At 67.3% G+C, this 24,804-nt stretch carries 24 protein-coding genes; 12 read left to right on the top strand and 12 right to left on the bottom strand.

What is annotated here, in order from left to right:
- Positions 1-13: 13 nt before the first annotated feature.
- Positions 14-1,003 (bottom strand): malate dehydrogenase, encoded by a 990-nt coding sequence (locus tag AC5Y4H_RS18095; RefSeq protein WP_499983705.1) that lies wholly within the window; start codon positions 1,001-1,003, stop codon positions 14-16.
- Positions 1,004-1,192: 189 nt separating this feature from the next.
- Here AC5Y4H_RS18095 and corA point away from each other — a divergent pair, with 189 nt between their 5' ends.
- On the top strand, positions 1,193-2,293 hold the full coding sequence (corA, locus tag AC5Y4H_RS18090; protein WP_499983703.1) for a magnesium/cobalt transporter CorA: 1,101 nt from the start codon (positions 1,193-1,195) through the stop codon (positions 2,291-2,293).
- A gap of 13 nt (positions 2,294-2,306) precedes the next feature.
- Here the strand turns inward: corA and AC5Y4H_RS18085 are convergent, their stop codons facing one another.
- The 6 genes from AC5Y4H_RS18085 to AC5Y4H_RS18060 form a co-directional block, all read right to left on the bottom strand.
- Positions 2,307-2,888 (bottom strand): suppressor of fused domain protein, encoded by a 582-nt coding sequence (locus AC5Y4H_RS18085; protein ID WP_499983809.1) that lies wholly within the window; start codon positions 2,886-2,888, stop codon positions 2,307-2,309.
- Positions 2,889-2,890: 2 nt separating this feature from the next.
- Positions 2,891-4,069 (bottom strand): ABC transporter ATP-binding protein, encoded by a 1,179-nt coding sequence (locus AC5Y4H_RS18080; protein WP_499983701.1) that lies wholly within the window; start codon positions 4,067-4,069, stop codon positions 2,891-2,893.
- A gap of 4 nt (positions 4,070-4,073) precedes the next feature.
- Positions 4,074-4,913: a carbohydrate ABC transporter permease gene (locus AC5Y4H_RS18075; protein WP_499983699.1), complete on the bottom strand. Its 840-nt coding sequence runs from the start codon at positions 4,911-4,913 to the stop codon at positions 4,074-4,076.
- On the bottom strand, positions 4,903-5,790 hold the full coding sequence (locus AC5Y4H_RS18070; protein ID WP_499983697.1) for a carbohydrate ABC transporter permease: 888 nt from the start codon (positions 5,788-5,790) through the stop codon (positions 4,903-4,905). The genes AC5Y4H_RS18075 and AC5Y4H_RS18070 overlap by 11 nt, the downstream gene beginning before the upstream one ends.
- 82 nt (positions 5,791-5,872) lie before the next feature.
- On the bottom strand, positions 5,873-7,285 hold the full coding sequence (locus AC5Y4H_RS18065; protein ID WP_499983695.1) for an extracellular solute-binding protein: 1,413 nt from the start codon (positions 7,283-7,285) through the stop codon (positions 5,873-5,875).
- A gap of 25 nt (positions 7,286-7,310) precedes the next feature.
- Positions 7,311-7,835, bottom strand: coding sequence for a YflT domain-containing protein (locus AC5Y4H_RS18060; RefSeq protein ID WP_499983693.1), 525 nt, complete (start codon positions 7,833-7,835; stop codon positions 7,311-7,313).
- A 235-nt stretch (positions 7,836-8,070) separates the two neighbouring features.
- On the opposite strand from AC5Y4H_RS18060, the gene AC5Y4H_RS18055 reads away from it, so the two are divergent.
- The 5 genes from AC5Y4H_RS18055 (at position 8,071) to AC5Y4H_RS18035 (ending at position 13,350) form a co-directional block, all read left to right on the top strand.
- Positions 8,071-8,691: a DUF4190 domain-containing protein gene (locus tag AC5Y4H_RS18055; RefSeq protein WP_499983692.1), complete on the top strand. Its 621-nt coding sequence runs from the start codon at positions 8,071-8,073 to the stop codon at positions 8,689-8,691.
- 60 nt (positions 8,692-8,751) lie between these two features.
- Positions 8,752-10,059 carry a magnesium transporter MgtE N-terminal domain-containing protein gene (locus AC5Y4H_RS18050; RefSeq protein WP_499983691.1) on the top strand — a complete coding sequence of 436 codons (1,308 nt, stop codon included), beginning with the start codon at positions 8,752-8,754 and terminating at the stop codon, positions 10,057-10,059.
- Positions 10,056-10,598, top strand: a complete 543-nt coding sequence (locus AC5Y4H_RS18045; RefSeq protein WP_499983690.1) for a DUF1003 domain-containing protein — start codon at positions 10,056-10,058, stop codon at positions 10,596-10,598. The genes AC5Y4H_RS18050 and AC5Y4H_RS18045 overlap by 4 nt, the downstream gene beginning before the upstream one ends.
- A 107-nt stretch (positions 10,599-10,705) precedes the next feature.
- Entirely contained in the window at positions 10,706-12,115 is a 1,410-nt protein-coding gene (locus AC5Y4H_RS18040; protein WP_499983688.1) for a lytic transglycosylase domain-containing protein, read from the top strand.
- 77 nt (positions 12,116-12,192) lie between these two features.
- Complete coding sequence (locus tag AC5Y4H_RS18035) at positions 12,193-13,350, top strand: Mrp/NBP35 family ATP-binding protein (RefSeq protein WP_499983687.1); 1,158 nt, start codon at positions 12,193-12,195, stop codon at positions 13,348-13,350.
- Positions 13,351-13,387: 37 nt separating this feature from the next.
- Here the strand turns inward: AC5Y4H_RS18035 and tatB are convergent, their stop codons facing one another.
- The 4 genes from tatB to sigE form a co-directional block, all read right to left on the bottom strand.
- Positions 13,388-13,804, bottom strand: coding sequence for a Sec-independent protein translocase protein TatB (tatB, locus tag AC5Y4H_RS18030; RefSeq protein WP_499983686.1), 417 nt, complete (start codon positions 13,802-13,804; stop codon positions 13,388-13,390).
- A complete protein-coding gene (gene htrA / locus AC5Y4H_RS18025; RefSeq protein ID WP_499983684.1) occupies positions 13,804-15,318 on the bottom strand; it encodes a serine protease HtrA in 1,515 nt (504 codons plus the stop codon). Before htrA ends, tatB begins: the two co-directional genes overlap by 1 nt.
- A 191-nt stretch (positions 15,319-15,509) precedes the next feature.
- Positions 15,510-15,905, bottom strand: coding sequence for an anti-sigma E factor RseA (gene rseA, locus AC5Y4H_RS18020; protein WP_499983683.1), 396 nt, complete (start codon positions 15,903-15,905; stop codon positions 15,510-15,512).
- A gap of 130 nt (positions 15,906-16,035) precedes the next feature.
- Positions 16,036-16,791, bottom strand: coding sequence for an RNA polymerase sigma factor SigE (sigE, locus tag AC5Y4H_RS18015; RefSeq protein ID WP_499983682.1), 756 nt, complete (start codon positions 16,789-16,791; stop codon positions 16,036-16,038).
- A gap of 201 nt (positions 16,792-16,992) precedes the next feature.
- Between sigE and AC5Y4H_RS18010 the strand changes: the two genes are divergently transcribed.
- The 6 genes from AC5Y4H_RS18010 (at position 16,993) to AC5Y4H_RS17985 (ending at position 23,407) form a co-directional block, all read left to right on the top strand.
- Positions 16,993-17,661 (top strand): O-methyltransferase, encoded by a 669-nt coding sequence (locus AC5Y4H_RS18010; RefSeq protein ID WP_499983681.1) that lies wholly within the window; start codon positions 16,993-16,995, stop codon positions 17,659-17,661.
- A gap of 127 nt (positions 17,662-17,788) precedes the next feature.
- On the top strand, positions 17,789-18,427 hold the full coding sequence (locus tag AC5Y4H_RS18005) for a TetR/AcrR family transcriptional regulator (protein WP_499983679.1): 639 nt from the start codon (positions 17,789-17,791) through the stop codon (positions 18,425-18,427).
- Positions 18,428-18,434: 7 nt separating this feature from the next.
- On the top strand, positions 18,435-19,370 hold the full coding sequence (locus tag AC5Y4H_RS18000; protein WP_499983807.1) for an ABC transporter ATP-binding protein: 936 nt from the start codon (positions 18,435-18,437) through the stop codon (positions 19,368-19,370).
- A complete protein-coding gene (locus tag AC5Y4H_RS17995) occupies positions 19,367-21,010 on the top strand; it encodes an ABC transporter permease (RefSeq protein WP_499983678.1) in 1,644 nt (547 codons plus the stop codon). The genes AC5Y4H_RS18000 and AC5Y4H_RS17995 overlap by 4 nt, the downstream gene beginning before the upstream one ends.
- A gap of 7 nt (positions 21,011-21,017) precedes the next feature.
- Positions 21,018-21,692, top strand: a complete 675-nt coding sequence (locus AC5Y4H_RS17990) for a methyltransferase family protein (protein WP_499983676.1) — start codon at positions 21,018-21,020, stop codon at positions 21,690-21,692.
- Between the two features lie 29 nt (positions 21,693-21,721).
- Positions 21,722-23,407: a CocE/NonD family hydrolase gene (locus tag AC5Y4H_RS17985; protein ID WP_499983675.1), complete on the top strand. Its 1,686-nt coding sequence runs from the start codon at positions 21,722-21,724 to the stop codon at positions 23,405-23,407.
- Positions 23,408-23,451: 44 nt separating this feature from the next.
- On the opposite strand, the gene glgC is transcribed toward AC5Y4H_RS17985, so the two are convergent.
- Positions 23,452-24,666: a glucose-1-phosphate adenylyltransferase gene (gene glgC / locus AC5Y4H_RS17980; protein ID WP_499983673.1), complete on the bottom strand. Its 1,215-nt coding sequence runs from the start codon at positions 24,664-24,666 to the stop codon at positions 23,452-23,454.
- Between the last annotated feature and the right edge of the window lie 138 nt (positions 24,667-24,804).

The following is a 24,804-nucleotide window of genomic DNA, read 5'->3' as shown; positions in this document are numbered from 1 at the left end:
CGGCGGCCCTCGCTCAGATCAGCTTCAGCTCGGTGACTGCGCTGCGCTCGTCGACCAGCTCGGCCGTGGTCTTGTCGATGCGGCCCCGGGAGAACTCGTCGATCTCCAGCCCCTGCACGATCGACCAGTTGCCGTCCTTGGTGGTCACCGGGAACGACGACACGATCCCCTCCGGCACGCCGTAGGAGCCGTCGGAGAAGACCGCCATCGACACCCAGTCTCCGTCCGGGCTGCCCAGCAACCAAGAGCGGGCGGCGTCGATGGTCGCCGAGGCGGCCGAGGCGGCCGAGGAGGCACCCCGCGCGTCGATGATCGCCGCGCCACGCTTGGCGACGGTCGGGATGAAGTCGTTCTCGATCCAGTTCTGGTCATTGACGACCTCGGCCGCGTTCTTGCCACCGACCTCGGCGTGGAAGATGTCGGGGTATTGGGTGGCCGAGTGGTTGCCCCAGATGGTCACCTTCTTGATGTCGGTGACCGCGGCGCCGGTCTTGCGGGCCAGTTGCGAGATCGCCCGGTTGTGGTCCAGGCGGGTCAGCGCGGAGAACCGCTCCTTCGGGATGTCGGGCGCGTTGCTCAGCGCGATCAGCGCGTTGGTGTTGGCCGGGTTGCCGGTCACGCCGATGCGGACGTCGTCGGCGGCGACGGAGTTCAGCGCCTTGCCCTGCGCGGTGAAGATCGCGCCGTTGGCCTCGAGCAGGTCGCTGCGCTCCATGCCCGGGCCGCGCGGCCGCGCCCCGACCAGCAGCGCGAGGTTCACACCGTCGAAGATCTTGTTCGCGTCCGCGCCGATCTGGACGCCGGACAGCAACGGGAACGCGCAGTCGTCGAGCTCCATCACGACGCCCTCCAGCGCCTTGAGGGCGGGCTCGATCTCAAGGAGACGCAGCTCGATCGGGCGGTCGGGGCCCAGCAACGAGCCACTCGCCAGGCGGAACAACAGGCTGTAGCCGATCTGGCCGGCGGCGCCGGTGACAGCGACCTTGAGAGGACTTGCGCTCACGTCGATTTACTCCTTGTGGAGAAGTTCGTGCAGATTCGGGTTTCGGCTCGAAACTAGCGCACGCTTCTGCGCCGCCGATCTCCGGTCCGCTACCAGGGCTTTCCCGACACCTGAACGTGGCGCCTCGAACAGTTAGGACGCGTACCATGGACCACCGCCCGGTCGGACCTGCGCACGTGGGAGGTGGATGTGTTCCAAGGATTTGACGCATTGCCCGAAGCGCTTCGGCCCCTTGCGCACGAACCGCACCCCAAGCCGGACCCGGCCCCCGAACCGCCCAAGGAGACGTTGGTCGACTGCGCCGTCTACGCCGACGGCCACCGGTTGCCCGGCAAATTCGGCTACGCGGCCGCCCTGGATAAGGTGCGCGAGATCGAAACGCTGGGGCAAGACGCATTCGTCTGGGTCGGCTTGCGCGAACCCAACCAGTCCGAGATGCAGGAAGTGGCCGACGTGTTCGGGCTGCACGCGCTGGCGGTGGAAGACGCGGTGTGCGCCCATCAGCGGCCCAAGGTGGAGCGCTACGACGACACCCTGTTCCTGGTCCTCAAGACCGTCAACTACGTGCCGCACGAATCGGTGGTGCTGGCCCGCGAGATCGTCGAGACCGGCGAGATCATGGTCTTCGTCGGCAAGGATTTCGTGGTCACGGTGCGCCACGGCGAACACGGTGGACTGGCGGATGTGCGCAAGCGGATGGACGGCGATCCCGATCAGATGCAGTTGGGTCCCTACGCGGTGATGCACGCGATCGCCGACCACGTGGTGGACCACTACCTCGAGGTGAGCAGTTTGATGCTGTCGGACATCGACGGCATCGAGGGGCTGGCGTTCGCGCCGGGCAGCAAGATCGACGTCGAGCCGATCTACCTGCTCAAGCGCGAGGTGGTCGAACTGCGCCGCTGCGTCAATCCGCTGTCGGCCGCGTTCCATCGGATCCAGATGGACAATAAGGACGTGATCTCCAAAGAGGTGCGGCGCTATCTGCGCGACGTCGCCGATCACCACTCCGAGGCCGCCGACCAGATCGCCAGCTACGACGACATGCTCAACTCGCTGATCCAGGCGGCACTGGCCCGGGTCGGGATGCAACAGAACAACGACATGCGCAAGATGGCGGCCTGGGCGGGTATCTTGGCGTTGCCCACCATGGTCGCCGCCATCTACGGCATGAACTTTCATTTCATGCCGGAGCTGAACTGGACGTGGGGATACCCGGCGATAATGGCCCTGATGGCCGTCTCTTGCGTGGGCCTGTACTTCCAGTTCCGGCGCAACAACTGGCTCTAACGTGCCCGGCGCGTCACTTAGGCTGTGCGGCGGGGCGATTCGGGTTCAGCACATCGACGCGGTCGTTGTCCCACGCCTGGCGCATCGCCTCGGCGCCCTTGAGCCGGACCCACGCCGCTTCGGTGGCGGTGATGGGGGTCGCCGACAGGAACTGCACCGGGTCGCGGGGCGGGTCCAGCGGTAGATCGCCAATTCCGCTGCGGCCCAACAGGACGGCGGTGAACGGCACCCGTGACGACGGGGACGCCCACAGCGGCGAGCCGAGATCCACCAGCGCGTCGACGCATAGCACCACACCTTCGACGGCCGGCACGGCCGCCAGGATCGCCAGGCTGCGCGCAATGCCGGAGACCGGACCGGGATCGCGCAACCGCAGCACGATTTCGGCGCGTGGACCGCGCACCGGATCGGCAATGTCGAGCGTCGGTTCGGCCATCGGGTGGCGGGAGCAACCCAGCGTCACATAGTGCACCGTCCCGTCCGGCTCGCGGAAACGCAACACCTCGATGGTCTCGGTGCCCAGAAATGTCACGCTCGCCGCATCGGGCTCCGCGTCGGTGAAGTGGGCCTGCAGGTGCGCGCGCACCCGGTCCACCGTCACGGTGTCTCCGACGGAGCGATCATGAGGTTGGCGCCGGAATCCGCATCGAAGACCACCAGCTTGGTGGTGTCGAACGCCAACTCGATCGATTGCCCGATGGCCGCCTTCGATTCGGCGGGGACCCTTGCCACGAACTGGTTTTCATGGGCGTTCGACTCGGCGGCCAGCTCGTCCAACTGCGCCGAGTGCGCGGCCCACGCCGCGGTCGAGAAGTAGACGTACTTGTCCGCGCCCAGCGACTCGACCAGGTCGACCTTCACCTCGAAGGTCAGCGCCCTGATGCGCTGGTAACCGTCGATCAGCCCGGCGTCGGACAGATGTTCGGGCCGCACGCCGACGATGACGTTCTCGGGTTGCGGATGCCGGGCGATCCCCTCTTGGATCTCCGGTGCCAGCATCACCTCACCAAACGGCAGTTTGAGCCCAACGGGCGTCAGCGTGGCCGGAAAGAAATTCATCGCCGGCGAGCCGATGAAACCGGCGACGAACAGGTTGGCCGGCTGCTCGTACAGCTCGTCCGGTGCGCCGATCTGTTGCGCTATACCGGAATGCATCACCACCACGCGGTCGCCCAGCGTCATGGCCTCGGTCTGGTCGTGGGTGACGTAGACCGTCGTGGTCCCCAGCCTCTTTTGCAGCCGGGCGATCTCGCCGCGCATCTGGACCCGCAATTTCGCGTCCAGGTTGGACAGCGGCTCGTCCATCAGAAACGCTTTGGGGTGGCGCACGATGGCGCGGCCCATCGCCACCCGCTGTCGCTGCCCACCCGACAGCTGCGACGGCTTGCGGTCCAGAAGTTCGGTCAGGTCAAGGGTTTTCGCGGTCTCCTCGACCTTCTGGGCGATCTCAGACTTCTTCATCTTGGCCAGCGTCAATGGAAAGGCGATGTTCTGCCGCACAGTCATGTGCGGGTACAGCGCATAGGACTGGAACACCATCGCGATGTCGCGATCTTTGGGCGCCTTCTCGTTCACCCGCTGCCCGCCGATGCGCAGCTCGCCGGACGAGATGTCCTCAAGCCCGGCGATCATGTTCAGCGTCGTGGTCTTGCCGCAGCCGGAAGGGCCCACCAGGATCAGGAATTCGCCGTCGGCGATGGTGAGGTTCAGGTCGTGCACCGCCGTGGCGCCGTCGGGGTAACTCTTGCTGACGTGGTCCAGCACGATCTCGGCCATCGAGTTATCCCTTCACCGCGCCGGAGGTCAACCCGGCGACGATTCGTCGTTGGAAGATTAAAACAAAAGCGATGATGGGCACCGTGATCACCACGGCGCCGGCCGCGATCGAGCCGGTCGGCTCCTCGAACTGGGAACTGCCGCTGAAGTTCACGATCGCCACCGGTGCGGTGATGGCCGCCTTGGTGGCCGTCAGCGTCAACGCCAGCAGCAAATCGTTCCAGGCGAAGATGAATACCAGGATCGCCGCCGTCACCACCCCGGGCGCCGCCAGCGGCACGATCACCTTGCGGAACGCCTGAGCCGGCGTCGCGCCGTCCATTTTCGCTGCCTTCTCCAAGTCCCAAGGGATCTCTCGGAAGAAGGCCGACAGCGTGTAGATGGCCAGCGGCAGCGCGAAGGTGATGTACGGCAGGATCAAGCCGGGCCAGGTGTCGAACAAGCCGATGAATCGTTCGATGTTGAACAGCGGCGTCACCAGGGAGATCGCGGGAAACATGGTGACCAACAGGGTGGCCCCAACGAGCAACCGCTTGCCCGGAAACTCCAGCCGGGCAATCGCGTACGCCGCCATCGCACCGAGGACCACCGCGATCACGGTGGTGATCAGCCCGATCCCGACGGAGTTGACCAGCGCCGAGCTGAAAAAGTCGCCGCGAAAGATGCCGCGATAGTTATCCAGGGATGCCGATGACGGAATCAGCTTGCCGTCTCTGACCGCCGAGCTCGGCTTCAGCGACAAGCTGAAGATCCACAACACGGGAAGGAGCGCATACACCACCACCAGGGTGTCGACGACGGCCCAGATAGCCATGCGCCGGGCGCCCGCCCCCTCAGCGGCCATCGACGTCACCCCCGGGCGCCGCCGCGCCGAACACCTTGATGAATAGCAAGGCGATCAGACCGGCACAGAGGAAGATCAGCACGCTGATCGCAGAGCCGAGCCCGACGCTGAAGCCCTTGAACAGGTTGTCGTAGCCGAGCATCGACACCGAACCGGTGTTGTTGGCACCGTTGGTGATCACATAGATGTTGTCGAAGATGCGAAACGCGTCCAGGGTCCGGAACAGCAGGGCGACCACCACCGCCGGCTTGATGATCGGCAGCGTGACTCTGGTCAGCCGCCGCAACGCGCCCGCCCCATCGACCTGGGCGGCTTTCAGCAGATCTTCCGGGACCAGCGCCAGGCCGGCCAGCAACAGCAGCGACATGAATGGCGTGGTCTTCCAAACCTCGGCGAGCACGACGATCGCCAGCGAGGGGATCTGATCGGTCAGCGGGGCACTGCCCTGCGGCAGCAGGTTCGCCAGATAACCGGTGCCCGGCGTCCACGCGTAATACCAGCTGTACGACGCGACCACTGTCACGATGCCGTACGGGATCAAAACCGCGGTGCGGACCAGTCCTTTGCCGACCAGGGTGCGGTGCATGACCAGCGCCAGCGCCAGGCCCAACACGAATTCCAGGAACACCGAAACCACCGTGATGCCCAGCGTGACCGCCAGCGCCGTCCACCAGTAACGGTCGGTCAGGATCGTCACGTAGTTGTTCAGGCCGACGAATGCGGTGTCATTGGGCACGGCAAGGTTGTTGCGCTGCAAGCTCAACCACACGGCGTAACCGATCGGATACGCCGTCACCGCCAGCATCAGGATCGCAGCCGGCGCGACCAGAAGGAGCGCCAGCCGCTGCTCAGCTGGGCGGCCGCGCAATCGTGGCATAGCGGAAGACGTTCGCGTGGAACCAATTTCGGGGGCGGCTGTTGTCATCGGCAGCGTGCCCCCACCGCGTCGCCGGCGCGCCTCACGGCAGCAACCCCTTTCCGTCGATCGCCTTCTGCACCTGAGTGCTGAGCTCGTCGGCGGTCCGTTCGGGGTCGAGCTGGGCGATCGGGCTCAGCGTCGCGGCGAGCCGGATGGCCACACCCTGGTAAACCGGCGTCGCCGGACGCACCGCCGCATCGGTGAGCTGCCGGCGAATGATGATGTACATCGGATATTTGCTCTGGAATTGCGGATCGGAATACAACGAAGTGCGCACCGGAGGCAGGCCGCCTTCGATCGCAACGTACTTCTGATGCGCCAGATTTCGCAGGCAGCGAAGGGCTTCGAAGGCTTCGGCACGGTGGCGGGTGGTGCTCGCCACCGCCAGATTCGCCCCGCCGATCGTCACCTTGGCCGGACGGCCCGGCGCCACGCCGGGATACGGCGCGAAGCCGAAAACCTTCTGACTGGCTTGGTACGCGATACGGAATTGCTGGTCGTTCGGCACGAATATCCCCGCGCCGTTGATGCTGCCGGCCAAATCCGGATCCCGGTTGAGCGGCAGGAAGGGCACGCCGCCCTTCACCGCGTTCTCCAGCATGGACGCCAGCGCGTACGGCCAGTTGACCGCGAGCGCGGCCCGACCCTGTTCGACCGCCAAGCGCGCAGTGCCTTCGTCGGTCCGGCTGATCGACGGATCGGCGCCGGGCGCGACGGCCACCGACTTGAGGATGCGCAGCGCTTTGACGGTGGCCGCCCGGTGCGCCGGCGTGTCGGTCAGCGTGACGCGGCGGCCATCGTCGGAGAGCACCTGGCCACCCCCGCTCACCAGCAGCGTGTTGAACCACACCACCAGACCTTCGCCCTCGTTGGCCTGCACACCGATCCAGCTGGGCCGGCCCGCGTTGTGCAATCTGGTGGCCTCGGACACCATGTCGTCCCAGGTTCGGGGCGGCTGGGGCACCAAATCGGGCCGATACCAGAGTAATTGGGTGTTGGTGGTGACGGGTGCTCCGAACAGCCTGCCGTGCCAGCGCGCCGTCGACAGCGGGCCCGGCAACGTGTCCACCGTCGCGTCGACCTCGGTTCGGCCTTCGGGATCGGCGGACAACGGCAACGCCCAGCCGGCCTCGGCGAACTCGGCCGTCCACACCACGTCCAGCGACATCACGTCAAGCGTGCGGTCGTGCCCGGTCAGCCGGCGGGCCAGCTGCAAACGCTGCTCGCCGGGCGCTCGGGGCAGGCTGATCTGTTGAATGGCGAGGCGGCCATTGAACTGTTTCGTGCAATCCTGGGCCACGGCGGTGAACGTCGCACCATCGGCGGCCGTCGTGTAGAAGCTGATGACCAGGCCGTGACTCCCCAAACCGCACGCCGCTACCGCCCACGCGATGATCGACGTCGCCAGCGCGATTGCGCCCATCCGGCGCCCGCGCCCGCGCCGACTCACCACTAATTCACACCTCTCAGCGCGCGCCTCAGATCGCCAAGCGCGCCAACAGGTCTCGCGCCTTCTCTGCGTTTTGCGGATCACAGAGCACGTCGTAGCGCCCGGCCACCAACTGCATGGTTGAGCTGAAATCCCTTGTGCCACGGGCCATCGAATAGGGAACGGCGGACGTGATCAGCCCGAAGAAGACACCGGCGACCAGACCCGTGGCCAGCGCCCCCCAGGGGTTCGGGCTGAAGAAGCCCAGCACCAGCCCGATGAACAGGCCCAGCCACGCCCCGCTCAGCACGCCGCCGCCGAGCACCTTGGGCCACGTCAGCCTGCCGGTAACCCGCTCCACCTGCATCAGGTCGACACCGACGATGGTCACCTGCTGCACCGGGAACTGCTGGTCGGACAGGTAGTCGACGGCGCGCTGCGCTTCGGCGTAGGTGGGATAGGACCCGACCGGCCAACCCCGCGGCGGCGTCGGCAATCCGGGCGTCCCGCGGCGTCCCGCACCGCCCGGAGGCGTTGCGCCGGGAACCTGCCCAGGCTGGAAAGGATTAGTCATCGCCGCTCATTGTCCTCCGCCTCGGCCGTCGTTTCATCTCAGGCCTCCCAACCTATCCGCCGACCTTGCACCACCTGCGAAAACATGCTGCGTCCCGCGATGCAATGTCGGTCCCGGCGCGACGACGAGCCGAGGTTTCACCGCTGCCGGCCCCGAAATCGTCGCGCCATCTTCGTGTTCTCGTCGGCGATTCGCGGCGGCACCCGCCACCTGCCCATGGGCTAGGTTGAACACCATGACAGCTCCCGGGGGCGCCTTCGGCGAGAGCGGCCACGACAACGAGGCCGACTCGCCCGCCGCCGGCGGAACCGGCCAGCAGCCGGATGCGACCGCGCCCTGGCATCCGCCGGCCGCGCAGCCGCCGGCCGAATCGGCGCCGCCGCCGTACCCCCCGCCGAGCCCCGACCAGGCATCCGGCTACCCGCCGCCTGCTGCTCCCCCACCCGGATACGAGCAGCCGCCCGGCTATGGCCCACCGGCCTATCCGCCGCCGCCTCCGCCCTATGGCCCACCGCCCACCTACGGTCCGCCCGCTTATCCGGGCGGCGACTACCCCACGCCCGATTACCAAGGCGGTTACTACCCGACGCCCGATTACCCGGGCGGCTACGGATCTGCCCCGCCACAGAAGGCGGGGACCAATGCGCTGGCGATCGCCTCTCTCATCTCATCGTTCACCGGCCTGCTGTGCTGCATCGGGTCGATCGTCGCCATTGTGCTCGGCGCGATCGCCGTGAGACAGATCAAGCGGACCGGCCAGGACGGCTTCGGCCTGGCGGTCGCGGGAATCGTCATCGGAATCGCCACTCTCGGTGTGACTTTGGTTTTCTTGCTCTTCGCGATGCACACGCGTTAGCGCATTCCGGCCCCCCGGGTCGTCTGCCATCGAACCGACGGCTGCCTAGGCTCTACTCCCATGGGATCGGTCAACAGGGTGTACATCGCGCGGCTGGCGCGGATGTTGGTGTTGGGTCCGCTCGGCGAATCCGTCGGGCGAGTGCGTGACGTCGTGATCAGCATCAGCATCGTGCGCCAGCAGCCCCGCGTGCTCGGCCTGGTCGTCGACCTCGCGACGCGGCGCAGCATCTTCATCCCGATCTTGCGTGTCGCCTCCATCGAGCCCAACGCCGTGACGCTGAGCACCGGCAACGTGTCGTTGCGTCATTTCGTCCAGCGGCCAGGGGAGGTGCTGGCCATCGGCCAGGTGCTCGACACCGTCGTCAAGGTCAACGACCCCGAACTGCCCGAGCTGGCCGGCCTGGACGTGGTGGTCACCGACCTGGGCATCGAGCAAACCCGAACGCGGGACTGGATGGTGAGCCGGGTCGCCGTGCGCAGCCAACGCCGGCTGGGACGGCGGGGCCCGGTCCACGTCGTCGACTGGCACCACGTGCAGGGCCTGACGCCGTCGGCCCTGGCGCTGCCCGGCCAGGGCGTGGCGCAACTGCTGGACCAGTTCGAGGGCCGCAAACCGGTCGACGTGGCCGACGCCATCCGCGGCCTGCCGGCCAAGCGCCGCTACGAGGTGCTCAAGGCGCTCAACGACGACCGGCTCGCCGACATCCTGCAGGAACTGCCCGAGTTGGATCAGGCCGAGGTGCTGTCGCAGCTGGGCACCGAGCGATCCGCCGACGTGCTCGAGGAGATGGATCCCGACGACGCGGCAGACCTGCTCGGGGTGCTGAACCCGACCGATGCCGAGATGCTGCTGACGCGAATGGATCCCGGGGATTCGGCCTCGGTGCGCCGGTTGCTCACCCACTCGCCCGACACGGCGGGCGGCTTGATGACCTCGGATCCCGTGGTGCTGACCGCTGACACGGCCGTCGCCGAGGCGCTGGCCCGCGTCCGCGATCCCGACCTCAGCACCGCACTGTCGTCGATGGTGTTCGTGGTGCGTCCACCCACGGCCACCCCCACCGGTCGCTACCTGGGTTGTGTGACGCTGCAGCGGCTGCTGCGCGAGGCACCCGGCGAAATGGTCGGCGGGATACTCGACAGCGACTTGCTCACCTTGACGCCGGAAACGCCGCTGGTTTCGGTGACCCGCTACCTCGCCGCCTACAACCTGGTGTGCGGGCCCGTGGTCGATGACCAGCACCATCTATTGGGCGCGGTCACCGTCGATGACCTGCTCGATCACTTGCTGCCGCACGACTGGCGGATGGATTTGCAAGAACTCGACGCCGCCGGCCGGCTCGACGGACTGGGAGGACCCGCGTGAGCAAGTCCACGGCTCCACGGGGGCTCTACACGCCGCGGACGTCGCGCAGGTATTCGCCGCGGCTGGATCCCGAAACCGTCGGGCAGTTCACCGAGTCGATCGCACGCTTCTTCGGCACCGGTCGGTACCTACTGCTGCAGACCATCGTGGTCTTCGTGTGGATCGCGCTGAACCTGTTTGCCGTGGGACTGCGCTGGGACCCCTACCCGTTCATTTTGCTGAACCTGGCCTTCTCCACGCAGGCCGCCTACGCGGCGCCATTGATCCTGCTGGCCCAGAACCGTCAGGAGAATCGCGACCGCGTGTCCCTCGAGGATGACCGCCGCCGTGCGGCGCAGACCAAGGCCGACACGGAGTACCTGGCCCGCGAACTGGCCTCCGTCCGGCTGGCCGTCGGCGAGGTGGTGACGCGGGAGTACCTGCGCCACGAGCTCGACGACTTGCGCGAAATGTTGGCCAAGTTGCAGCCGGAAACCGCAGGTGGCGTGCCTGTTTCAGGCGGCGGGACCCTTGAGCGAGCGGTTAAGAAATCCAGGTGAGAACCGATTCGACCATTGCGCCACTCGTGTCACAAGAGTTATGTATGGTGATCTGGTTCACCGAGCTAACAGAAAGTGGACCCAGCTCACACATCTAGGACGGTCGAGTGCGCATAGGGGGAAGCCGGGGTGAAAGCCCCGCCGCCGCGTCCGAGCGGCAGCGAGCACTTCGGAACACGCGCAAGCCGATTTTCGGCGTGGCAATGATTGCTCCATTGGTCTTTGCGGGGGCGGTCAGCGCAGCGTCTCCCACGCTCCCGGTGCGAATGCCGCCGAGGCATGCTGCCGTCACTCCGGTCGCCGCCGTCTCCCCGACCTTCCCCGACCTCACCGGGCCCGCCGTCGTCGCGATGGATCGCGGCCCCACGGCCTTTCACGTCGCCGGACCCGCGTTGTCCGCCCCGCCGCCCGCGATGATCGTCAATGCGCGCGGCGCACTGGGCATTCCGAGCATCGCGCTGGCCGCCTACCGCAATGCGGAACAGAAGATGGCCGTCGCCGCGCCGGGTTGCGGCGTCAGCTGGAACCTGTTGGCCGGCATCGGACGCATCGAATCCGGCCACGCGGGCGGCGGTGCGGTCGACTCGCGCGGCACCGCGATCACCCCGATTTACGGCCCGTCCCTGGACGGTTCGCTGCCCGGCAACGAGACCATCATCCAGAGCAGCGCCGGCAACCGCGTCACCTATGCCCGCGCGATGGGGCCGATGCAATTCCTGCCGGGGACCTGGGCGCGCTACGCGTCCGACGGCAAGGGCGACGGCGTGGCGGATCCGCAGAACATCTTCGACTCCACCCTGGCGGCGGCTCGGTATTTGTGCAGCGGCGGGCTCAATCTACGTGAGCAGTCGCAAGTCCTGACCGCGATCCTGCGCTACAACAACTCGATGCCCTACGCGCAGAACGTGTTGGGCTGGGCGGCGGCCTACGCCACCGGCGTCGTGCCGGTCGACCTGCCGCCGATGACCGGACCGCCGCCGCCGCTGGGCGACGCGCACCTCGAACACGCCGAAGGGCTCGGCCCCAACCTGCCGATGAACATCAACGCCCTGCCGTTGGACGACCCGCTGGCTCGCGTTCCGCTGATCGACTTGAGCAGCCCGGGGCTCCCCGGTTCCCAGCCGATGTTCCCGTGGATGACGCCAACGCCTCAGCAGGCGCCGGCCCGAGTTCCCGGTTGCACGGTGATCTGCATCGGCTCGCAGGGCACGCCGCCCGCGGGTGCGCCGCAGCCGTTCGCACCCCCGCCGCCGTTCGCTCCCCCCGCGCAGCCGCCGTTCGCGCCTCCGGCGCAGCCGCCGTTCGCGCCTCCGGCGCCGCCGCCGTTCGCGCCTCCGGCGCCGCCGCCGTTCGGCGCACCGCCCCCGGATGCCGGCCCGCCGCCGGCGCCCCCGACCGCAGCGCCAACAGGTCCGGCCGCCGTACCCTCGCAGGCCGCGCAGGCACCCAAGTCCGCCAGCCCGTCCGGCGCGGCGCTCGGCGCCGCCAAGCCGAAGCACCCGGGTCCGGCCAGCTAACCAGCCGACGGCGATCGCCCGCGCGGCGAAGGGTCTCCGCCAAACCGCGCCGTCGCGCACGCCTACACTCGGCGGTGATGTCCCGCCATGATTCTTCAGATCCAGCAGCTGACCTGAGCGCGGCTGTCCGCGTTGCCCTGGGCAAGGTGATCGACCCCGAACTGCGGCGTCCTATCACCGAACTCGGGATGGTCAAGAGCATCGACACCGAGCCCGACGGCGCGGTGCATGTCACGATCTACCTGACCACCGCCAGCTGCCCGAAGAAGACCGAGATCAGCGACCGCGTCAGCCAGGCGGTGGCGGACGTTCCGGGCACCGGCGCGGTCAAAGTCACCCTGGACGTGATGAACGACGAGCAGCGCACCGAATTGCGCAAGCAGTTGCGCGGCGATGCGCGTGAGCCGGTTATCCCGTTCGCGCAACCGAATTCGCTGACCCGGGTCTACGCCGTCGCGTCCGGAAAGGGCGGAGTGGGCAAGTCCACCATCACGGTCAACCTGGCGGCGGCGATGGCGGCGCGCGGCTTGTCCGTCGGTGTGCTGGACGCCGATATCCACGGCCACTCGATCCCCCGGATGATGGGCACCACCGATCGGCCCACGCAGGTCGAGTCGATGATCCTGCCGCCCATCGCGCACGAGGTGCGGGTCATCTCCATCGCTCAGTTCACCGAGGGCAACACCCCGGTGGTGTGGCGCGGGCCGATGCTGCACCGCGCCCTGCAGCAGTTCTTGGCCGACGTCTACTGGGGCGATCTGGACGTGCTGCTGCTCGACCTGCCGCCGGGAACCGGCGACATCGCCATCTCGGTGGCGCAGCTGATTCCCAACGCGGAAATCCTGGTGGTGACGACGCCGCAGCTGGCCGCGGCCGAGGTTGCCGAGCGGGCCGGCAGCATCGCACTGCAGACCCGCCAGCGCGTCGTCGGCGTCGTGGAGAACATGTCCGGGCTCACCCTGCCCGACGGCTCCACGCTGCAGGTGTTCGGTGAGGGCGGCGGCCAGCAGGTGGCGGAGCGGCTCTCCCGGGCGGTCGGCGCCGACGTACCGCTGCTGGGGCAGATCCCGCTCGATCCCGAGCTGGTGGCCGCGGGAGATTGCGGCACGCCGCTGGTGCTCAGCGCACCCGATTCGCCGGTCGGCAAGGCGCTGCGCGGGGTGGCCGACAGCTTGTCGTCGCGCAAGCGTGGGCTTGCCGGCGTATCGCTCGGGCTCGATCCGACGCGCCGGTGAAAGGCGCGGGTCTAAAGGTCGCAGCGCGCGCCGGCGTTCAGGTCGCGTCGGCGTCGAATGGCGTGTGACCGCCGGACTGCGGTTCGGCCGCCAGCGCCTGCCCGTTCGGTGCGGCAGGCTCCGACTGCGGAGTCTGCGGCGGCGCGCCATTGACCGGTTTGTCGAAGCCGCCGGTCAGGAAAGAGTCGTCGCCGTCGAGCAGATGCTTGGTCAGCGCCGCACGCGGAGTCATGCCCCGTAGCTTCTGCAGTTCGCTGAGCGGAACGCGCAGATCGTCGAACTCCGGTCCGAGGTCCTCACGCAGCTGATTGGTCACGCCGCTGAGGTAGTCACGCGCCTGACGCAAGGCGTTGGACGTCCACCGGATGGCACCCGGCAGCCGCTCCGGCCCAAGAACCACCAGCCCGACCACGACGAGGACGAGCATGTGCTCCCAGCTCAGGCTGCCGAACATCAGCTGCCGTCAGGGTCGGGTTTGACGGTCAGCGTGACGTGCCGGCCGTCCCGGACGACCTCGATCGGCGAATCCTGGCCGATGGTCAATTGCCTTACGGCGACGACGAACTCGTCGGCGTCGGCCACCTTGCGGTTACCGACCTTGACGACGACGTCGTTCTCCAGGATCCCACCCTTTTGCGCGGGGCTACCGGCCTTGACGTTGGCCACCTGGGCACCGGAAGCGATCGCGTTGCTCACCGACCGGGTGCTGACACCCAACGTGGGGTGCACGATCTTGCCGTCCTTGATCAGCGTCTCGGCGACCTGCTTGGCCTCGTTGATCGGGATCGCGAAGCCCAGCCCACTTGCACTGTCGGACAACGACTTACCCGCGGTGTCGATGCCGATCACCTGTGAATCCATGTCGATCAGCGGACCGCCGGAGTTTCCATGGTTGATCGACGCGTCGGTCTGCAGCGCGTCGATCACCGTGTCGGTGTCCGAGCCCTCCCCCGACAGCGGCACCGGTCGGTGCAGCGCGCTGATGATGCCGTGGGTCACGGTGCTGCGCAGGCCCAGGGGGGCACCCGCGGCCAGGACCTCGTCACCCACCCGCACCTTGTCGGAATCACCGAGGCGAGCCACCGACAGATTGTCGACGTTGTCGACCTTGAGCACGGCCAGGTCGGTCTTGGGGTCGCGGCCCACCAGGTTTGCCGGCACCTCCTTACCGTCGTTGAACACCACCGTCGTCTTGAACTGGCTGGGGTTGTTCGCCGCCTCGGAGATGACGTGGTTGTTGGTGACGATGTAGCCGCGGCCGTCGATGACCACGCCGGAGCCCTGCATGCCCTCCTGGTCGCTCTTCGATTCGATGGTCACCACGGAGCCCGCCGTGGCTGCCGCCACCTTGGCAAAGCGTCCGGCCGGTCCTTCGCCGTTGCCGTTGGTCGACAGCGTCACCTTGGAGGTGGTGAATGCCTCGGCGACCTCGGCCGTCTTGCGACCGATCACGCCGCCGAGCATGCCGATGACCAACGCGATCAGCAGCAAGATCAGCAGCGCGAGGTAGGACACCTTGCCGCCGAACAACACATCGCGCACGCCCAGTTTGCCGCCGTAGCCCAGCGCGGTCCCGGACCGCGAAGGCGCGACCGCCGGGGTGCCCAACGCCGCCGCGGCGCCGGGGTCTCGCCAGGGATCGTCGAGCTCGTCGGGCTCCACGCCGTCTTTCTCGGCGGCCAGCGCGTTGGCGTCCACCGGGTGGCGCTGCAGTGAGTCGGGGCTGCCGTCCGGACGGTGGAATGCCTCCTGCAGGACGGGATCGGCCGCTCGGTCGGTCGGCCGGAATTCGCCCTGGTCCCGGTACTTCTGCGGGCGGACCCGTTCGGCCACGAACGACCCGCGCAGGCCGGCGGGACGACCGAACTCCCGACTCGATGCGGGGTCGACCGGCGGACGCGAGATGGGGCGGGGCGCCAAGCGGCTGCCGCTGTCTTTTGCTTGGTCGTAGCCTTGGTCGGAGGTCACGTTATCCCTTTTGGATCCTCTACTTGAGCGCTCGAGACAGGCCTTTGCCAAGCGAAACCCGCGGCACCGGCGTTGTCCGTGTCCACCCTAGTATCCATGGCGCGCCGCCGGTCGGCATGAACGCGCGTGTGGGGTAGCCGCTGCGCGCGGCAACCGATCGATCGCGTGGGCGTCGCCGCGGAAACGGCACGCTACCGGCGCTTGCGCCGATCACGGCCGTCGCGGTCCGCGAAACGGTCGGATGCCTGCGCCGAAGAGTCGTCGGGCGACTCGTAGGGAATGTCGGCCAGCATGCCCAGCAGCGTGCTCGGGATGCGGATGGGCCGCGAATCGCGCAGCGCCGCACGCGCCCGGCTCTGATCATCGACCTCGGCCGCACACTGAGCGCACAGCGACAGATGATGCGCGGCCCGCAGGTGCGCGTTCATCCGCAGCTCGCCGTCGACGAAGGCCGCGATCGCCTCGACGGAAAGGTGCTCGGTGGACCCGAATTGGCGGGGCGCACCGACGGGCGCGTCGCTTTGGGAGGCAAATTGAGCGGGGAGCCAGGAGAACGCGCGGCGGAACACATGTCCTCGATCGGGCATCACCAACTCCTCGCCACTCGATTCTTATTGCCGCCTTATATCGAATGTAGCGCGAGCGGGTCCGCAATACCGAGGCTAAGGCCGCAAAGCCGCCGAATAGCTGCCCGAACGTTAGGCGGGCCGTCGGTGATTAGGCCGATTCGGCGCGCACTGCGTCGCGATCGGGGTGCGCGGCCAGATAGTCCCGCAACGCCTGGCGCCCGCGGTGGATGCGGCTGCGCACGGTGCCGAGCTTGACGCCCAAGGTGGCGCCGATTTCCTCGTAGGACAGGCCCTCGATGTCGCAGAGCACGACGGCGGCACGGAACTCCGGTGGCAGCGAATCCAGCGCAGCCTGCAGGTCAGGACCCAGCCGCGAATCGTGGTAGATCTGCTCGGGGTTGGGTTCGTCGGCGGGCACCCGCTCGTAGTCCTCGGGCAGCGCCTCCATCCGGATGCGCGAGCGCCGGCGCACCATGTCGAGGAACAGGTTCGTGGTGATGCGGTGCAACCACCCTTCGAACGTTCCCGGCTGGTAGTTCTGCACCGACCGGAAGACCCGGATGAAAGTCTCCTGGGTCAGGTCTTCGGCATCGTGCTGGTTGCCGGAAAGGCGGTAAGCCAGCCGGTACACCCGGTCGGCGTGCTGGCGCACCAACTCGTCCCACGACGGCATGGCCGCTTTGTCTCCGGTCGCGTCGAAGACCGCTGTCCCGTGCAGCGCATCCGACGGCTCCACCCATTCGTCGGTGGGGAGTTCCTGCGCATGAGACATGCTGGACGGGCTGAGAAGCGTGGTGATGATCGAGTCCTCCGAATCCGGCGTGCCTATAAGTGGCACTTCGTCGCTAGCGGCAACAGGTAGTTCCCATTCGGTATTCCCGGTCCAACGCCCGCCGCCATCCATAGGGCTACCGTCGCGTACCGGAGTATGTGCGGTATATGAACAATCTGAGCTGAACCTGAGAAACCGGATCGTTACCTGCGCTGTGCAGGAGATATCCATCGCGCAGTGACCTTAAACGCACGACGACCGTTGGGCGCGTCACCCTGATCCGATTCAGGCGCGCCTGTCAAACTCCGCCGCGAAGTGGAATACGCTGCGGACATGGACGGCACCGACGCAGAAGCCCCGGGCCAGGCGGCGCCCAGCCGGGCCGAATCGCTCTTCGCGCACGCCGAAAACTCGATATCGGAAGACGCGCTGTTGGCGGCCGCCCGCGAGCGGGCCATGGACATCGGCGCGGGCGCGGTGACACCGGCGGTCGGCGCGTTGCTGAGCCTGCTCACCAAGCTGAGTGGCGGCAAGGCCATCGCGGAGGTGGGCACCGGCGCGGGCGTCAGCGGGCTCTGGCTGTTGTCCGGCATGAGCGACGACGGCGTCTTGACGACCATCGACATCGAGCCCGAATATCTGCGGTTGGCCAAGCAGGCGTTCACCGAGGCGGGCATCGGTCCGTCGCGCACCCGGCTGATCGGTGGCCGCGCCCAGGAGGTGCTCACCCGGCTCGCCGACGAGTCCTACGACTTGGTGTTCATCGACGCCGACCCGGTCGACCAGCCGGATTACGTCGTCGAGGGTGTGCGGCTGCTGCGCCCCGGGGGCGTCATCGTGGTGCATCGCGCCGCGCTGGGCGGACGGGCCGGGGATCCGGCCGCCCGCGACGCCGAGGTGGTCGCGGTGCGGGAGGCTGCGCGGCTGATCGCCGAGGATGAGCGTCTCACCCCCGCACTGGTGCCGCTCGGCGACGGCATCCTGGCCGCCGTCCGCGATTGATTCGCGGCCGGCGCAACACCCTTCAACACCGTTGAGCACGCCCTTTCGGGCGCGTGTCACACCGCTACGAAATCTTGACGCGTGTCGTCCTTGACCGCCGACTGAACGAACGTTTAATGTACTGAACATGCGTTCAGCCGACCTGACGGCAGCCGCCCGGATCCGGGATGCGGCCATCGAACAATTCGGCGAGCACGGGTTCGGCGTCGGGCTTCGCGCTATCGCCGAAGCGGCCGGCGTGAGCGCCGCGCTGGTCATTCACCACTTCGGCTCCAAGGACGGCCTGCGCAAGGCCTGCGAGGACTACATCGCCGAGACGATCCGCGGCACCAAATCGGAGGCGCTGCGATCCAACGACCCGGCAACCTGGTTCGCCCAGATGGCCGAGATCGAAGAGTACGCACCGCTGATGGCGTACCTGGTGCGCAGCATGCAGACCGGTGGAGACCTGGCGAACATGCTGTGGCGCAGGATGATCGACAACGCCGAGGAATACATGGAAGAGGGCGTGCGCGCCGGGACCATCAAACCCAGCCGTGACCCCGGAGCGCGGGCCAGGTACCTGGCGATCACCGGCGGCGGCGGCTTCCTCCTCTACATCCAAATGCACGAAACACCAACGGATCTGCGTGCGGTGCTGCGCGATTACTCGCGCGACATGATATTGCCCGCGCTCGAGGTCTACACCGAGGGACTGCTGACCGACCGAACCATGTACGACGCATTTCTGGCCGCTGAAGATCAAGGAGAATCTGATGCCAACTGAGGAATTTATGCGTTCTGCACCCATCGAGATCCGCGGTCTCACCAAGAACTTCGGTGCGGTGCGGGCGCTGGACGGCCTGGACCTCACGGTGCAGGAAGGCGAAGTCCACGGGTTCCTCGGTCCCAACGGCGCCGGGAAGTCGACGACCATCCGCATCCTGCTGGGCTTGGCGAAGGCCGACGGCGGTAGCGTACGGCTGCTCGGCGGTGACCCATGGACCCAGGCCGTCGCGCTGCACCGCCAAATCGCTTACGTGCCAGGCGACGTGACGCTTTGGCCGTCGCTGACCGGCGGTGAGACCATCGACCTGCTCGCCCGCATGCGGGGCGGCATCGACAAGAAGCGTCGCGCCGAGCTGATCGAGCGCTTCGACCTGGACCCGCACAAGAAAGCCCGCACCTATTCCAAGGGCAACCGCCAGAAGGTGTCGCTGATCTCGGCATTCTCATCACACGCGAGGCTGCTGCTCCTGGATGAGCCGAGCAGTGGGCTGGACCCGCTCATGGAGAACGTGTTTCAGCAGTGCGTGGCACAGGCCCGCGACCGCGGAGCAACGGTGCTGTTGTCCAGCCACATACTGGCCGAGACGGAAGCGTTGTGCGAACGGGTGACGATCATCCGCGCCGGCAAGACCATCGAGAGCGGTTCGCTGAGTTCCATGCGCCATCTGAGCCGCACCTCGATCAAAGCCGAAATGACCGGTGATCCGGGCGATCTCAGACGGATCAAAGGCGTAGAGGACGTCAGCGTCGAGGGAAATACGCTGCGCGCCCAGGTCGACAGCGAAAGCCTGGGCGAGCTCATCCGCGTGCTCGGCGATGCCGGGGTGCGCAGTCTGGTCAGCCAGCCGCCGACCCTCGAGGAGCTTTTCCTGCGCCACTACGACACGACGGACGGTGACGGTCGGCACGGACGCGACGAAGCGAAGGTCTCGTTGTCATGAGCACAACCACACTGGACCGGCCATTTGCATCGGCTTCGCCTGCGCCACTTGATAGTTCGAGCTTCTCCGGAACGCTCGCCATGCTGCGGCTCTACCTCCGTCGCGACCGGGTTTCGATGCCGCTGTGGGTCCTGTTGCTGTCGCTGCCGCTGGCCACGGTGTACGTCGGCAGCATCGCAAAAATCTACCCGACCGACTCCGCGCGCGCCGGGTTCCAGGCCTCCATCATGGCCAGCCCCGCCCAGCGTGCTCTCTACGGCCAGATCTACAACGACACCCTTGGCGCCGTGGGCATTTGGAAAGCCGGGATGTTCCACACACTGATCGCGATGGCCGTCATTCTGACGGTGATCCGCCACACCCGCGCCGACGAGGAGAACGGGCGGACGGAGTTGGTGGACTCGACCGCTATCGGCCGCTACGCCGCCCTGAGCGCGGCGCTGCTGCTGTCATTCGGAGCATCGATCGCCACCGGCCTGATCGGTGCCGCCGGCCTGTTGAGCACCAATGTCCCGGCCGCCGGGTCGCTGGCCTTCGGGGCGGCGCTGGCCTGCTCCGGCCTAGTGTTCACCGCAGTCGCGGCCGTGACCGCGCAGCTGTCGCCGAGCGCCCGGTTCGCCCGCGGCGCCGCCTTCGCCGTACTGGGCGCCGCGTTCACCCTGCGTGCTATTGGTGACGCCGGTGACGGCACGCTGTCGTGGCTGTCTCCGCTCGGGTGGTCGCTTCAGGTCAAACCATATGCGGGCGATCGCTTGTGGGTGCTGCTGCTGCACCTGGCGACGACGGCCGCGTTGACCGCCCTCGCGTATCGGCTGTTGGCCGGCCGCGACGTCGGCGCCGGGCTCATCGCGGAACGCCCCGGGCCCGCCACGGCTGCACCCGCACTCGGCAACGTGTTCGGGCTGGCGTGGCGGCTCGACCGCGCCGCGCTGCTGCTGTGGACCGTAGGACTGTGCTTGTACGGCCTGCTGATCGGCAGCGTGGTGCACGGCATCGGCGATGAGCTTGGTGACAGTGGCGGGGCGCGCGACATCGTCGCACGGATGGGCGGCACCAGCGCACTCGAGGAGGCGTTCATCGCCGTGGCGTTCGCGATGATGGGCATGGTCGCCGCCGCCTTCGCCGTCTCGCTCACACTGCGGCTGCACCAGGAAGAATCGAGCTTGCGCGCCGAGACGGTACTGGCGGGTGCCGTGTCCAGAACTCGCTGGCTGGCAAGCCATTTGGTGATTGCGCTCGCCGGCTCCGCGGTGGCGATACTGGCCAGCGGAATCACCGCCGGCGTCGTCTATGGGGTCGCGGTCGGCGATGTAGGCGCAAAGCTGCCCATGGTCGTCGCAAGCGCGGCCGTCCAGCTGCCCGCGGTGTGGCTCTTGTCGGCCGTGACCGTCTGCGTGTTCGGCATCGCGCCACGCCTGACCCCGGTCGCCTGGGGTGTCCTGATCGGCTTTGTCTCCCTGTACCTGATCGGGTCGTTGGCCGGGTTCTCGCAGTGGCTGCTGGACGCGGAGCCGTTCGCACACATCCCGCGGATCGGCGCCGATTTCACCGTTGTACCGCTGCTATGGCTGTCAGGCATCGACGTAGCGCTGATGATGCTGGGAGCCACGGCTTTTCGACACCGCGATCTACGCTGCTAGGAGCACGATGAAAACCGGAATCCGTGTAACGGCGACATCCGTATGGGGCATTCTCTCGCTGGCCTTGATCCTGCTCCTGCCGGCCGGCACGCTGCACTACTGGCAGGCGTGGCTCTTCGTCGCGGTGTTCACCGCCGCGACCCTCCTGCCGACCGTCTACCTGGCCCGGACCAATCCCGCGGCCCTGCAGCGCCGCATGCGTGCGGGGCCGCGGGCGGAACCCCGCACGGCACAGAAGTTCATCATCACCGGCTCGTTTGTTGCCCTTTTCGCGACCATGGTGTTCAGCGCGTTCGATCATCGGTTCGGCTGGTCGTCGGTGCCTCCTCTGTTGTCGGTGCTCGGCGACGTGCTGGTGGCGACGGGCCTCGGCATCGCCATGCTGGTGATCGCCCAGAACAGTTATGCCGCAGCCACCGTCACGGTGGAAACGGGCCAGACTGTCGCTTCCCACGGCCTCTATAGATTCGTGCGCCACCCGATGTACGTCGGAAATGTGATCATGATGACCGGAATCCCTCTGGCACTCGGCTCCTACTGGGGTTTGCTCTTCGTCCCCCCGGGCGCCCTGGTGCTCGCGCTGCGCATCCTCGACGAAGAAAAGCTGCTCGTCCGGGAACTACCCGGATACCGCGACTACGCAAGGCGCGTGCGCTACCGGCTGGTGCCCTACGTCTGGTAGCCACCGGATCGGCCACCTAAGGTATTGGCGTGCTGCACAACCGGCCACCCGCCCTGGACCGCCCCTGGCGGCGCCCCGGCGCGCTGCGTTACGCGTTGAACAGGATTCGCGGCATCGCCAAACCTCCCGTCACCGTCACCGACCCTCCCGCGGATGTACAGGTCGAGCGTGACGTGGCCGTCACCACCCGCGACGGAACGGTATTGCGGATCAACGTCTTTCGCCAGGGAGGGGGCGCACCCCAGCCGGTCATCTTGAGCATTCACCCGTACGGCAAGGACAACTTGCCGACCCTGCGCGGCAACAAGGCGACGTTCTCGGTGCAGTACCGCATGATTCGCCAGCCCCAGCCCGTGGCCTTCTCCACCCTGACCGGATGGGAGGCACCGGATCCGGCGTGGTGGACCGCGCACGGCTTCGTCGTGGTGAACGCCGACTCCCGCGGCTGCGGCCATTCGGAGGGCACCGGAAACCTGCTGTCCCGCCAAGAGGCCGAGGACACCTACGACCTGGTGCAGTGGGTCGCCGGACAGCCGTGGTGCGATGGCAACGTGGTCATGCTCGGGGTGTCCTACCTGGCCATCAGCCAGTACGCCGTGGCCGCCCTGCAGCCGCCGGCGCTGAAGGCGATCTGCCCATGGGAGGGCTTCACCGATGCCTACCGCGACCTGATGTTTCCCGGCGGCGTTCACGAGATCGGCTTCAGCCGGTTGTGGTCGCGCAACCTCAGTCGCGACACGCGGCAGAGCTACGACATCGCACGGATGCAGGAAGGCCACCCGCTGCGCGACGAGTTCTGGCGCTCCCTGGCGCCCGACCTCGCGGCGATCAAGGTCCCCATGCTGGTCTGCGGCAGCTTCTCGGATAACAACCTGCACAGCCGGGGCTCGATCCGGGCATTCGTGCTCGGCGGCTCCGCCCACGCCCGCCTCTACACCCATCGCGGCGGCAAGTGGACCACCTTCTACTCGGAAGCCGCGCTGGCAGAGCAGCTGAAATTCTTCCGCGATGTGTTGGGCGGGGCGACGGCATCGCGCAGCGTGCGTCTGGAGGTACGCGAGGACCGCGACACCGTCGCTGCGGTGCGCGAAGAAGCGGAGTGGCCGCTAGCCCGCACGCGTTGGCGCCCAATGTATCTCGGCGACGCCAGCACCCTGACGCCCGAGCGGCATGCGGCATCCGGCCACATCTCATTCGGAACCCGTTCGCGTGCAGCATCTTTCGCCTGGACCATTCCCGAGGACGTCGAGCTGACCGGCCCGATGGTGGCCCGGCTGTGGGTCGAGCTGAGGGGCTGCGACGACGCGAACTTGTTCGTCGGTGTGGAGAAGTGGCGCGACGGGCGGTTCGTTGGCTTCGAGGGATCCTACGGTTACGGGCGCGACCGCGTGACGAGCGGGTGGCAGCGAGTTTCGCTGCGCGCCCTGGACCCCGAGGCGTCCGGGCCGGTCGAACCCGTGATCACGGGCACCGACCCACGCCCGCTCTCGGCCGGCGAGCTGGCGGCGGTCGAGGTGGAGCTGGGCCCGTCGTCGACGCTGTTCCGCGCCGGCGAGCAGCTGCGGCTGGTGGTCGCAGGCCGCTGGCTGTCTCCGAGAAACCCCCTCACGGGCCAGTTTCCGGCGTGGTACGAAGGCTCGTCACGCGGTCGCGTCACCTTGCACTGGGGTCCACAGCGGGAGGCCCACCTGCTGATCCCCGAGATCCCGGCCTAGATCCGACGGCGCGGGTCGCCTTTTTCGACCGCATCGTCGTTGCGCTAGATCCAGACGCCCTTGCCCACGGCGACCACCCCGCCGGCGCTGATCGCGAAGCGCTCCCGGTCCCTTTCCAGATCCACGCCCACCATCTCGCCCGGTCCCACGACGACGTTCTTGTCCAGGATCGCGTGACGCACCACCGCGCCGCGGCCGACCCGGGCGCCGGGCATGATGACGCTGCCCTCCACGATCGCGCCGTCGTCGACCACCACGTTGGACGACAGCACCGAGTTGCGCACCGAGGCCGCCGAGATGATGCTGCCCGCACCCACCACCGACTCCTGCGCGGAACCGCCGTTGACGAACTTGGCCGGTGCCAGGTTCTCCGACTCGCCGCGGATCGGCCAGCGCTTGTTGTACAGGTTGAACACCGGATGCACCGATACCAGGTCCATGTGGGCGTCGTAGAACGCGTCCAGAGTTCCCACGTCGCGCCAGTAGGCCCGGTCACGATCGGTTGCGCCGGGCACCTCGTTGTCGTTGAAGTCGTAGACCGCGGCCATCCCGTCGTCGACGAGTCGCGGGATGATGTCGCCGCCCATGTCGTGATCGGAATGGTCGTCGTCGGCGTCCGCGCGGATCGCGTCGATGAGCACCTTGGTCGTGAAGATGTAATTGCCCATCGACACGAACGTCTGCTCGGGGTCGTCGGGGGTTCCGGGCGGATCGAGTGGCTTCTCGATGAAGTTGCGGATGCGGCCCGACTCGTCGGAGTCGATGCAGCCGAACGCGGTCGCTTCGCCGCGCGGAACCCGGATGCCCGCCACCGTCGCGCCCGCACCGCTGTCGATGTGGAACCGGACCATCTGCTCGGGGTCCATCCGGTATACGTGGTCGGCACCGAAAACCACGATGTAGTCGGGGTCTTCGTCGTAGATCAGGTTGAGCGATTGGTAGATCGCATCGGCCGAACCGGTGTACCAGCGCGGGCCGAGCCGCTGCTGCGCGGGCACCGGAGTGATGTACTCACCGGCCAGACCGGACAACCGCCAGTTCTGCGAGATGTGACGGTCCAGTGAATGCGACTTGTACTGGGTGAGAACACAGATGCGCAGATAACGGGCATTGACGAGGTTGGACAGGACGAAGTCGATCAGTCGGTAGGCGCCCCCGAAGGGAACTGCGGGCTTGGCGCGGTCCGCCGTCAGCGGGTACAGCCGCTTGCCCTCACCGCCGGCCAGGACGATGCCCAGCACGTGTGGCGCTTCCCTCATGGTTTCAAACCTATCGGCCGTTGCGAAGGGCTGCCAGGGGCACCGGGTGATTGGCGACGTTCTGTGGGGCTGTCCGTCAAGGTATTTGGCTGCACACGCCGCGAAGATCGCCCCGCGCCGTCGCGAACCCGACTCGCG

This window comes from Mycobacterium sp. NGS58 (genome assembly GCF_059812385.1).
The sequence above is the reverse complement of the archived record's forward strand: the minus strand, read 5'-3'. Positions and strand labels throughout refer to the sequence as shown.